Raw genomic sequence first — 12,209 nt, 5'->3', positions numbered from 1 at the left:
CAACAGAAAATTCAGTCTATTTATTTTGAACTGGTGGTTCTGTTTCTTTCATCGTTAATTCTCGCTCTAACACTGGCACCGGATAATCAACACCGTCTTGCTTTTTCAATGTGATAGAATACAGTGTCTGCATCGCTTGGTGATCCTTCTCTCTAAACTTCATCTTTCCTTTTGGTGTATCAAATTCCATTCCTTCCATTTTCTTAATCAAGGTATCTACATCTGTATCACCTTTTGTTTTCTTTAAGGCTTCTACAATAGAAATTGCTGCTGACATTCCTCCCGCTGTAAACAAATCTGGCACTGCACCATTAAAACGTTTTTTATGCTCTTCAACTAGCCAATCATTCACTTTATTTTTTGGAAGTGTGTGATAATATACAGAAAAACCTTGCATACCTACTAATGCATCCATTGTTTTTAATGCTGGTATATCTGGCGCACCTGTAGAAATTTTAATACCTTGCGCTTCCACATTCATATCTTTCAACTGTTTCCAAGGTGAATTTGCCCCTGCCCAAACGATAAATAAATAATCTGGTTTTGAACTAATGATATTTTGAATATTCGCTGTAAAATCTGTTGAATTTGTATCCGCGTATTGCTCATTCACAATGTTCGCACCTAATTTTTTCGCACCCGCTTTAAATGCAGCAATCCCTTCACGACCAAAAGCGTTATCTGGGGCAAATGTCGCAATCTTTACATCTTTTTTCGCAATTGCTGCTGCTCCTGCAATCGCATCTTGTGAGGAACTTCTTCCAGTTCTAAAAATATATTTATTCCAGTTCTTCCCGGTAATACTATCCGCAACTGCCGGTTCTACAACCATAATCTTTTCATATTCTTCTGCCAGTGGTAAAACCGCTAACGTATCACTTGAACTAGACGATCCAACTAAAAAATCAACTTTCTCTTCTTCTAATAACTTCGTAGCTTTCTTCACTGCTACATCCGCTTTCGTTTCTGTATCTTCTACAACAAACTTAATCTTTTTCCCATCTACTTTCCCAGTCCCACCAGTTGCATAGTCTAACCCTAATTCAAATCCGTTCACTGTTTGTTTTCCATACGATTCTAGCGGTCCTGTTAAAGAAGCAAGGACTCCTACCTTAATCGTTTTTTCATCTTCTGTACTTGTTTTCTTTCCTGAACAAGCTGCCGTTATTAATAACGAACCTAAAACACAACCAGTAAACATTGTCTTTAGCCACTTACGTTTTTTCATCGACATTGTGATCCTCCCCATACTTTACTTTCTGATAGAATCAAACACGCCAAAATCCCCTGTCCGTAATCATGACTAACTAATACGATAGATAATGGAAAACTCTTGTAGTACCCTCTACATTCGGCACAAATATATAATCACCTTCCTATGTAATGGAAACGGACATACAATCAATATATATTCTGCAATCCAATTGAAAATACTGTTTCATTTTAGTAATGGCCATACAAAAAGACTAACTTATTTTTTAAGTTAGTCTTTTCACCTTAATTAGAGTTAAGTTCTACTTTCTCTAACCCTTCAGCCAATCGTTTCTTATCTATTCCTTCTCCAATTACTACTAAGTTTGTTGGGAAACCGAAATCTTGTTCCAGTAAAGTCGGTACTCCGAACGAATATTGGAATAGGTGAGGGTATTTATCTCCATGGAATTTCACAAAGCCTTTCACTCGATAAATACTATCTGGTAAATTCGAAAGCCATTCATATAATTTGTCTTGATCAATCGGTTTCGTAAATTGATACGTCATCGTTTGTATATGTAAATGCTGTTTAACGTGTAGTGTCTCATGTTCCTCATCATTTGGAAATTCTGCTTCTTCTATATCTTTTAAAGATATATTACAATACTTTGTCTCATACATTTTCGCATGATCATTTATTGTCTTTACTTCTTCAAGTACTATGTTCTTATCTTCATCTGTTAGTAAATCTGCTTTATTAACAAGAATGTGACTACCAAATTTCAGTTGCTCATGCAATAGCTGTTGTACATTTGCACTTAATATACTTTTGTTTAACCACCTTACTGCATCTAAAACGACTACAATTGATTTCACTTCCAGGAAAGGAGCTAAAATTGGCGAGACACACGCGTCTAACACTTCAATTGGATGCGCAACACCTGTCGTTTCTATATAAATGACATCTGGTCTTTCTTGTTGGTATAACGAATGTAATTGTATTTCAAGCTCTTCTTTTAACGTACAACAAATACAGCCTTTAAGAAGTTCTCTTAAAACATTCTCTTTTCCAATAATATCTGTATCTACCGAGTATTCACCAATTTCATTCATTAATACTGCAACTTTTCTATTCTTCTTTTTCTCTGCTAACAATAAATTTTGTAATAATGTTGATTTTCCACTACCTAAAAAACCACCTAATATATGAATCTCCACTTTATTCATTCAACCGACCATCCATTTCTTTACTTCAAATGTATTCAAAGCGTATTAATTACGATTTATATTTATCATTTTATTAAAAGAATGACCATTTGTAAATATAAGAGATTCACTGTTCATTTACTTCATATGCAACTCTTACTCCAGACTCAATTGCCCCTTGCATCCATCCATGTGTTAATGTCGTATGCTCTCCTGCAAAATGTACTTTTCCAGATGGTGGTGTAATATACGGAAATAACTCGAGCTCTTGGCCTGGTTCGAAAGCTGTAAATGCACCGCAAGAATACGGATTTTTACTCCAGCTAAAAGATGTTCCAGTGACAAACTCACTATAGACGATGTCACCGTATATTTCCGCTAAATTTTTTAATGCGTAACGAATACGATCTCTTTGCGGGAGACTATCCCATGTTAACGCCTCATCTGCCCACGTATAACTTGCTATTACGATAGCTGGTCCTGGAGTATGAATGCCATAACTCGGATAGTATGTAAACCGTATCGGTAAATCAGTAATAGATTTACCGCCACACTGTCCCGCTTTCTCCCAAAATCTACTTTTAAACTCTATTGCAATTTTAGTTGCAGCAATATAATTTAATTCACGAATTGCTCTTTTTTTAAAATAAGAGAATAAATAGTATGGCTGAACTTCTACAAATCTTAACGCTGAAAATGGAATTGTAATAATAGCAAAATCACTTGTTATTGTAAATTGCTCTAACGTTTGTTCATGATTTCCTTGTAACATTACTTTATTATCTTCTTGTATAATTTTATCAACCTTATATGGCATTAAAATATGTTCTCTTAATTGTGGTAAGAATGCATTCGATAACTTATCCATTCCACCAGTTATTTCATAATATTTCGTCGTTGAAGTAAAGAAAATCATTTCACGTAATACTTCAATTAAGGACATTCCCATATAAGCTTCCATATCAAGAAGTACCCCAATCATATCTATTGCACCATCTGAATAATACTCCATTAAAAATAAACCAAGCGAATACGTTTTATACTTTTTTTCAACGATAAGCCAGTTTTTATCAGGATCCTTCTTAATATAATTTAGTATTGGTTCTAATACCTCAATCATTAGCTCTTCTGCCGTTTTTCCTCTTTCTTTATCCAAAACCGGATATTCAAGTACACTTGGATCATTTTCAAACACATTCAATCTCGTTTGAATGTTATTCGTATAAATGATATCTGCAAAAGTTTTATTTATAAAAAGGTTTAAAGGTAGTTTAAATTTATGAATATACGCTAAGGTTAACTTATGGGTGTCAGGGATTCTCATCGGTCCCGCATTAAAATATAAACCCACACTAAATGGTTCCCGAATCGTATACACCCTGCCACCTATTCTGTTATTTGCTTCTATAATCGTTACTTCGTGCCCAGCCTCTTTTAATAAAGAACCTGCAACTAATCCAGAAATCCCTGCACCTGCAATCGTAATCCGTTTTGGGTTATTCTTTTTGACAAGCCCTGCATGAATAATATGAAGCATTTCTTCCATTGCTAATGGGTTCCCCATGCCATTTCCCCTTTTACAAAGGATTTTACTGAATTATATTCGGTTCACTGAATTCCTATGTTTTGTTCGCGGATTTGCACGGATACATTTTCAAATACTTGAATATCTTTTATAAAATGTAATAAACTAGATATGACTCTATAGAAGTAAGACGTATTATCTTACATAATAAAATCAATGAAATTGCGAGGAATTTTGAAATGAAAAAAGGTATTAACCGTGTTGTATTAGTAGGAACAGGAGCAGTTGGATGTAGTTATGCTTACTGCATGATTAACCAAGCCGTAGCTGAAGAATTTGTTTTAGTCGATGTAAATGAGGCAAAAGCTGAAGGGGAGGCAATGGATTTAAGTCATGCTGTTCCATTCGCACCAGCTCCAACTAGAGTATGGAAAGGCAGCTACGAAGATTGTAAAGATGCTGACCTTGTAGTTATTACAGCTGGATTACCACAAAAACCAGGCGAAACACGTTTAGATTTAGTTGAGAAAAACGCTAAAATCTTTAAACAAATCGTTCGCAGTATTATGGATAGCGGATTTGATGGCATCTTCTTAATCGCAACAAACCCTGTAGATATTTTAACTTACGTAACTTGGAAAGAATCTGGTTTACCGAAAGAACGTGTAATCGGTTCTGGTACAACGCTTGATTCTGCTCGTTTCCGCTATATGTTAGGTGAGTACTTCGATATTGGTCCACACAACATTCACGCTTATATTATCGGAGAACACGGCGATACTGAACTTCCTGTTTGGAGTCATGTTTCCGTTGGTATCCAAAAACTACAAACACTGCTTGAAAAAGACAACACGTATAATCAAGAAGATTTAGACAAAATTTTCATAAACGTCCGTGATGCAGCTTACCATATTATTGAGCGTAAAGGCGCAACTTATTATGGTATCGGTATGTCACTTCTACGTGTTACAAAAGCAATTTTAAACGACGAAAATAGTGTATTAACTGTATCAGCTTACTTAGAAGGTCAATATGGTCAAAAAGATGTTTATATCGGGGTGCCTGCTGTTTTAAATCGCGGCGGTGTTCGTGAAATTTTAGAGGTTGAATTAAGTGAAGAAGAAGAATTAAAATTCGATCACTCTGTTCAAGTATTAAAAGAAACAATGGCTCCGGTTCTTTAATTAAGATAAAAAGCAATCCAATTTATTTTGGATTGCTTTTTTATTTTCATTATCCCCTATGACTTTTTAATGATTTTCTATCATTTCTTATTTTTTAGTCGCATCCTCATTATTTATATCAAGTACATCCAATAAAAAGATAAAGATTGGTATCCCGATAATAAGCCCCCATATTCCGAGGAAATGCTCTGAGAAGATGAGAATCATAAATGTATAAAAGATTGGTAAATTTGTTTTTGCAGACATAAACTTCGGATTTAAAAAATAACTTTCAAGAGCGTGGATTACTGTTATGAACACGAGTATGTATACTACGTACATAACTCCGCCTACGTTGTAAGCAATGATACAAAGTGGAAACAAAGAAATAATCACACCTGCAACAGGAATCAACCCTAGTAAGAAAACCATAACAGCTAATACAAGTAGCTGTGGAAATCCTAAAACAATTAATGCAATGACAGTAAGAATACAATTTACAACGGCAATTAAAAACTGAGCTTCAATTACTTTTCCGAACGATCTTGCAAATCTTTCACCAAAATATGCAATTTCCTCATAAAAGATTTTTAACTTACTATCTTTAAACTTAGATGTAAATGTAATAATACGCTCTTTTTCTAATAAGAAAAATAAGCTTAAAATTAGAGATAATAATATTTGTAAACTTACCTTCCCTATATTTGCTATTGATTGATATATAACATCTACACCTTGTTCTATATATTTTGATACTTCCATCCCATTAATTGTCGAAAGTACATATTTAACGATTTCATTATCAGGTGGATTTTGAAAAAATAGTTTAAATTGATAAATTAATTGTGAAATTTGTATCGTCAGCACAGGTAAATATTTATATAACGTTGTGCCTATAAAGGAAACTAGTATTATATACAAACATGCAATAACAATTTTCCGGTTTACTTTCAATTCCCTTGAAATAAAACGTTGAAATCGATCCATTAAAAACGTCAGTATAAACGTAATTAATATTAAATTGATCATACTTTTTAATGCATATAATACAAGCGCTACTATTATTAAAACGAGAAACCGTTGAAACCCTCTACTTCGAAAAAAACTCTTTACTTCATTCATTAAGAATTAACCTCCCCCTCCAATGGATGGAAATTGAATCTATTACATTTTATGAACTCCTATAGACAATCTTTCTTACTAATTGAGAAGAATCCTTTTTTTCTTTTCATATTGTTAGATTCGTTTAACTGGAATCCACCAACATATTTCGGTGGACTCCAGTTATTTTTCATATAATCTTTTTATAAACTAGGTGATTTTCTATTTTTAGACTGCTGTTCATACGCATATCCCATATTGAAAAGCTCTCTTTCACCAAACTGTTTCCCTACAAACACTACACCGATTGGTTCTCCATTTTTATCATATCCAGCAGGAACCGCTAATTCCGGATAACCAGCTACAGCTGATAGAAGAATTTCATCGTTATTAATCATAACTAGAGCATCCAAACCTTTTTCTACTAAATACCTATCTAGCTCTTTTTTTGCATTTGCTTGACTCGTTTGTACTACGTTTTCGAACTCTTCTTTCGTTATAGCAGATTTTTCAGACCCCTCAATTAATGTTTGTCCGTATTTTATTCGTCTTTTACTATCCTTTTTATTAAACGCTATAATCTCTTCTAACGATTTTACCGGTATATTTTTTTGCTGTGAAAAATAGTCGTTTACATTATGCTTGAACTCATATTCTAATGTTTGCAAATTATCTACACCCTCAGCACTTAACTGGATATTATCAGCTAATATCGCACCTGCATCTTGAAGGTCTTTTCTAATTTTTTCTGCTACTGTTTTTCTATTTTCATCTTGTTGGTCTACAGAAAAAAGAAGCCCTATCTTTTTCCCTTTTAATCCATCTATTGATAAATCCTTTGTATAATCAATTCTTTCTTTATCTTTCATTTTTTCTGTCATAACATCTTTTTCGTCATAACCTATCATTGCATTAAATAACGTTGCTGCATCTTTTACTGTTCTTGCCATAGGTCCTGCTGTATCAAGAGTTTCAGCTAATGGAATAATTCCTGTTCTACTTACCATACCTAAAGATGGACGTAACCCAACTACTGATTGCTGCGCCGCTGGTGCAACAATCGATCCCGTCGTTTCTGTTCCAATTGCAAGCGGCGCAAAATCTGCCGCAACTACTGTAGCAGATCCTGAACTTGATCCTGAAGTATCGAATGTAATCGGACCGTACGGGTTTAAATTTTGTCCTTTCTTCCCGCTATACCCACTTGGCATTGTAAAAGATAAATAATTCGCCCACTCAGACATATTCGCTTTTCCTAAAACAAATGCTCCTTCTTCTTTCAACTGCTTCACAATTGTTGCGTCTTGATCTGCAATCCAATCTTTTAATACATAAGTTCCTGCACTAGTCGGCATCACTTTTTCCGTCTGTACATTATCTTTTACAACGACAGGAATACCATATAAATTCGAATTTTTGTTTCTACCCCGCTCTTGATCTAACTTTCTTGCTTCTTCCATCGCATTAGGATTTATCTCTGTAACAGAATTTAATGTTATTCCATTTTGATCATGTTCTTGTATTCTAAAGAGATAAATGCTCGTTAATTCTTCATATGACAACTTTCCATCATCAATCATTTTTTGAAGCTCATCTACAGTCGCATTTACGACTTCTTTTTCTTTTATTTTTACATTTTCTATATTGATTCCTTTAAGCTGATTATGTATCGGTTGTAGCACTCTTTCTTTATCATATACAATACGCTCAGGTTCCTTTGGAAAATAATTTTTATACACGTAATATCCGCCGACACACGCTAATAAGACAATGCCTCCAGCGATAGACAGCGTTACCTTTACCCATTTCTTCATGTTGCTTCCTCCACTCTATAAGGTGCTTCGTTACACGAAAAAGAGAGTTACCTTTTACTTAACTCTCTCCAATCAAAATGCTAAATGAAAAAATGAAAGATTTCAATCTAATTACTTCTTTTTTGCATTTGCTTTGCTAACATTTCTTTCACTTGATTATACGTTAACCCTGAATTTTTATTTAAACGCTTTACTTCCTCAACATCAGTACCTACCACTGTATATTTTTTCTCATCATTCATTTTTCTAATTCCCTTCTCACCGGATTATTTCTTATATTTCTTCCCTAAATGCACATAAATTAACACCACTACAAAAAAGGAAGCTGTTTTTAAGCACAGCTTCCTTCTCGTTACATATTGTATTTCTTAATAAAATTTCACTACATCTTCAGTAGGCAAGAACGTTCTTTCTGCTGGTTGTTCGTTTGGTTCACCAAATGGCATTTGACCTACTAAGCTCCACTCTGCTGGAATGTTCCAAGTTTCTTTCACTTCAGCATCTACGATTGGGTTGTAATGTTGTAATGACGCTCCAATTCCTTCAGCAGATAATAGCATCCACACAGTATGTTGTAACATCGCATTTCCTTGATGAGACCAGAATGGGAACTGATCTTTATATAATGGCGCATTTTCTTGCATTTTTTGTACAGTTGCTTGATCTTCAAAGAATAGAACTGTTCCTACACCTGCATGGAAGCCTTTTAGTCTTTCTACAGTCGCTTCAAAGTTTTCTGCTGGTACGCGAGCTCTTAGTGTTTCTTTAACAATATCCCAAAACTTTTCATGCTCTCCATCCATTAATACAACCATACGACCACTTTGCATATTGAAAGATGTTGGTGCGTGTAAAGCTGTTTTTAACACTTCTTCAATTCTTTCTTTCGTAATTGCATCGTTTTTTGCTACTTTACGAATTGAACGGCGATTCACAATTGCTTCTTTTAAGTTTGTTGTAGTTGCTGACATTTTAATTCCTCCAAATGTTTGTTTTATAATTTATTTTGTTATTTCATAACAAGCGAATTAGCAATATCCATCGGTATTACATTGCATACCTTCAAATGAATTTGTTTTATCCTTTTCAATTTCTTTATCAATGACCCTTTCTAGTGTTTCTTTACTAGCAAGCCCTTGAATGACTTCATCTCCAATCATGACAGTTGGAACAGCCATAATATTCGCTTCATCATATGCGTGTTGAATTGCTTCTTGATGCTTTTCTTTATATTTACGAGTTACTAAAGCATCTTTAAATTCCGCCTCAGGAAGTCCTACTTCTACCGCTAATTTTGTTAACAAATCAATATCTTCAATGTTTTGCTCTTCTTGGAAAAATGCTGTGAATACGCGGTGATGATACTCATTACCTAGTCCACGTTCTTTCGCAAATTGACATCCTTCGAAAGCTAAATGTGTATATGGATGTGGTGAAACACGTGGCAAGCGCATATCAATTCCTAACTTCTTCGCTGTCGGAAGAATGAAAGCATCCCATGAACCTAATTTTTCTGGTTCATTCCATGGATCTATTTTTGAATATGGACTTGGACGTAATTCAAATGGCATCCATTCAATCTCTACATCTTTCTCTTTCGCTACCTCATCTAATGGACCTTTTGCTAAAAAACAAAACGGACATATAAAATCTGAGTATACTTTCATTTTTACAGTCATAACTTTTACACCTTACCTTTATTGTTGTAATCAAATCAGTTACATTAATGACAAAAAAATATAAATAGGATTTAAGCATTCATTTTTTCTTGCAAAGTTTCAAACAACTGCCCCATTGTAATATTTCCCAAAACTTCTTCCATCGCGGATTGTGCTTGAATTAAAATAATTTCTAACACCGCTTGAATATTCGCCCCAATTGGACAATCTGGATTCGGTTGCTCGTGAATATGAAATAGCTTGTCTTCTTCGACTACGTTCACTGCATGATACACATCTAACAATGTGATTTCATATAAATCCTTTAGTAATCCCGCGCCACCCGGTCCACGATTTACGTAAACAAAGCCAGCTTGTTTCAAGTACGACATGATTTTACGAATGACTACTGGATTTGTATTGACACTCTCAGCCATATAGTCTGAAGTACAAAGTGAAGATGGATTGTTTTTCAAAATAGATAAAATATGAACAGCTATGGAAAAGCGGCTACTAATTTTCATCGTAATCACCACCTCGATGTAATCATTATAGTTACAACTAAAAAATAAGTCAATCCTTTTCATAGATTTTTTATAAGTAAATTAAAAAGTGTCCCATTATGATATATGAGACACCTCTTTTTATTCTGCAAATAGCGATTGAAATTCTTCAATAAATAGCTGCACAGCGATTGAAGAATCCTTTAATGAAGGAACAGCTAAAGCAATTTCTCTCCATACTTGTGGTTCCAATTCTCTCGTTTGCACATTTTTTGGTAAATTCGTTAAAGATAATTCAGCTAATATTGCAATGCCCAATCCTTCTTGAATCATATTTAAAGCTGTAGTAACTGTCGAAATTACATATTCAGCCCGAAGTGGTACGTTTGCTTGTTTAAACATATCAATAATGGGTGGTTCGTATCCACCCTTACATAATATGATCGGTTCATTCTCTAAATCACAAATTGTAAGAGCGTCCTTCTTACAGAGAGGATGATCCTCTCTTAAGATAGCAACCATTTTCCCCTTCGTTAATGGAACAATCTCCATATCTTTATTAGGCAAAATAACAATTCCTATATCAATAACCCTCGATACTAACCAATCTTCAACTTCTTTAATCGTTCCTTCACAAAGAACGACTTCTAAGTTCGGATACTTCTCCTTAAAAAGGTTTATCATTTTGGGTAAGAAATGTGCAGAAGCGCTCGGAAAACTCCCAATTCGAATCGTCCCAACTTCGTGCCCTTTCTCCATCGCAACTTCTTGTTCAATCTTCTCTACACCGTTCAAAATCTCTCTAATATGTACAAGAATTCTGTTTCCTACATCCGTAACAATTAATCCTTTTCGTTTATCACGTATAAGAATCGTAACTCCTATCTCTGACTCAATACTTGAAATCGCATGACTAACAGCTGGCTGCGTCATATTTAACACCCGAGCTGCCTTCGTAAAACTACCTAACTCAACGGTTTTTATTAATACTTGCAGTTGTGTAATGGTCATAACTAATCACTTATACTCCCCATAAAAAAGATTCATTTTATTTATTACAGTCGATATCATATCATAGTGAAATGAATAACAACAAGGAGGTCTTACCGTGACACAGCTTTCTCGAACTAAGACGGCCATAATCCTTACCTTTCTCGTTTTCATGTGGGGAATCAATTGGCCTTTATCTAAGTTTGCCCTGCATTATACACCACCCGTTTTATTTGCAGGCGTTCGAACTTTAATTGGAGGATTCATTTTACTCCTTTTCGCATTACCGAAATACAAAGAGTTACACTTAAAAGAAACTTGGCATTTATACGTTATTTCTTCTTTACTTAACATCATTATATTTTACGGATTACAAACTGTAGGCCTTCAATATATGCCAGCTGGGTTATTTTCCGCCATTGTATTTCTACAACCTGTTTTACTCGGCGTTTTCTCATGGATTTGGCTTGAAGAATCTATGTACGGCTTAAAAATTTTTGGGCTTGTTCTTGGATTTATTGGCGTGGGTGTCATTAGCTCTAGTAGTTTAACTGGACATATCTCTATTATCGGAATCCTTCTCGCGATAGGATGCGCTATTGGCTGGGCACTTGGAACAGTATTTATTAAGAAGACTGGGCACCGCGTTAATTCCATTTGGATGGTAACACTTCAGCTCATTATTGGCGGGCTTTGCTTAATTGGATTTGGTTCAGAGTTTGAAAGCTGGTCTAGTATCGCTTGGAGTATACCATTTGTTAGCGTACTTCTCTTTATTTCGTTCTTCGTTATTGCAATGGGGTGGCTTGCATACTTCACACTTGTTGGAGCTGGTGAAGCAAGTAAAGTTGGGGCTTATACATTCCTCATTCCACTAATCGCTATTATTGTAAGTTCAATTTTCTTACATGAGGCCATTACAATGAGCTTATTTATTGGGCTATTATTTATTGTTGTGAGCATTTGTTTTGTAAATATAAAACCAAAAGCACTTGCTATAAGGCAGCAAGTTGAATTGAAATAAACGTAAGAAAGAGCCTACTGTTTGTAGGCTC

General features: G+C 34.8%; 12 protein-coding genes. 2 read left to right on the top strand and 10 right to left on the bottom strand.

Annotation, left to right across the window (positions count from 1 at the left end; genetic code table 11):
- Nucleotides 1-16 precede the first annotated feature (16 nt).
- From DOS87_RS09525 to DOS87_RS09515, 3 genes are all read right to left on the bottom strand, one after another.
- On the bottom strand, nucleotides 17-1,234 hold the full coding sequence (locus DOS87_RS09525; protein ID WP_000061996.1) for a substrate-binding domain-containing protein: 1,218 nt from the start codon (nucleotides 1,232-1,234) through the stop codon (nucleotides 17-19).
- 263 nt (nucleotides 1,235-1,497) lie between these two features.
- Complete coding sequence (locus DOS87_RS09520; protein ID WP_001044926.1) at nucleotides 1,498-2,421, bottom strand: CobW family GTP-binding protein; 924 nt, start codon at nucleotides 2,419-2,421, stop codon at nucleotides 1,498-1,500.
- Between the two features lie 106 nt (nucleotides 2,422-2,527).
- Complete coding sequence (locus tag DOS87_RS09515; protein WP_000527999.1) at nucleotides 2,528-3,964, bottom strand: flavin monoamine oxidase family protein; 1,437 nt, start codon at nucleotides 3,962-3,964, stop codon at nucleotides 2,528-2,530.
- A gap of 200 nt (nucleotides 3,965-4,164) precedes the next feature.
- On the opposite strand from DOS87_RS09515, the gene DOS87_RS09510 reads away from it, so the two are divergent.
- The gene (locus tag DOS87_RS09510; RefSeq protein WP_000715322.1) at nucleotides 4,165-5,109 is read left to right on the top strand and encodes an L-lactate dehydrogenase; all 945 of its coding nucleotides are present in this window, start codon (nucleotides 4,165-4,167) and stop codon (nucleotides 5,107-5,109) included.
- 87 nt (nucleotides 5,110-5,196) lie between these two features.
- On the opposite strand, the gene DOS87_RS09505 is transcribed toward DOS87_RS09510, so the two are convergent.
- The 7 genes from DOS87_RS09505 to DOS87_RS09480 form a co-directional block, all read right to left on the bottom strand.
- Nucleotides 5,197-6,210, bottom strand: a complete 1,014-nt coding sequence (locus tag DOS87_RS09505; protein ID WP_001006594.1) for an AI-2E family transporter — start codon at nucleotides 6,208-6,210, stop codon at nucleotides 5,197-5,199.
- 182 nt (nucleotides 6,211-6,392) lie between these two features.
- Nucleotides 6,393-8,003: an amidase family protein gene (locus tag DOS87_RS09500; protein WP_000759451.1), complete on the bottom strand. Its 1,611-nt coding sequence runs from the start codon at nucleotides 8,001-8,003 to the stop codon at nucleotides 6,393-6,395.
- Nucleotides 8,004-8,110: 107 nt separating this feature from the next.
- Nucleotides 8,111-8,245, bottom strand: a complete 135-nt coding sequence (locus tag DOS87_RS30075; RefSeq protein WP_000997346.1) for a hypothetical protein — start codon at nucleotides 8,243-8,245, stop codon at nucleotides 8,111-8,113.
- A 126-nt stretch (nucleotides 8,246-8,371) separates the two neighbouring features.
- Nucleotides 8,372-8,974 carry a nitroreductase family protein gene (locus tag DOS87_RS09495; RefSeq protein WP_001277013.1) on the bottom strand — a complete coding sequence of 201 codons (603 nt, stop codon included), beginning with the start codon at nucleotides 8,972-8,974 and terminating at the stop codon, nucleotides 8,372-8,374.
- A 57-nt stretch (nucleotides 8,975-9,031) separates the two neighbouring features.
- Entirely contained in the window at nucleotides 9,032-9,682 is a 651-nt protein-coding gene (locus DOS87_RS09490; RefSeq protein WP_000216665.1) for a DsbA family oxidoreductase, read from the bottom strand.
- A 71-nt stretch (nucleotides 9,683-9,753) separates the two neighbouring features.
- Nucleotides 9,754-10,185: an Rrf2 family transcriptional regulator gene (locus tag DOS87_RS09485; RefSeq protein ID WP_000704083.1), complete on the bottom strand. Its 432-nt coding sequence runs from the start codon at nucleotides 10,183-10,185 to the stop codon at nucleotides 9,754-9,756.
- A gap of 120 nt (nucleotides 10,186-10,305) precedes the next feature.
- On the bottom strand, nucleotides 10,306-11,175 hold the full coding sequence (locus tag DOS87_RS09480) for a LysR family transcriptional regulator (RefSeq protein ID WP_000156761.1): 870 nt from the start codon (nucleotides 11,173-11,175) through the stop codon (nucleotides 10,306-10,308).
- A gap of 97 nt (nucleotides 11,176-11,272) precedes the next feature.
- Here DOS87_RS09480 and DOS87_RS09475 point away from each other — a divergent pair, with 97 nt between their 5' ends.
- Nucleotides 11,273-12,178 carry a DMT family transporter gene (locus DOS87_RS09475; RefSeq protein ID WP_000192819.1) on the top strand — a complete coding sequence of 302 codons (906 nt, stop codon included), beginning with the start codon at nucleotides 11,273-11,275 and terminating at the stop codon, nucleotides 12,176-12,178.
- Nucleotides 12,179-12,209 lie beyond the last annotated feature (31 nt).

The sequence above is a fragment of the Bacillus sp. CR71 genome (assembly GCF_003429245.1).
Lineage (GTDB): Bacteria > Bacillota > Bacilli > Bacillales > Bacillaceae_G > Bacillus_A > Bacillus_A thuringiensis_S.
The sequence above is the reverse complement of the archived record's forward strand: the minus strand, read 5'-3'. Positions and strand labels throughout refer to the sequence as shown.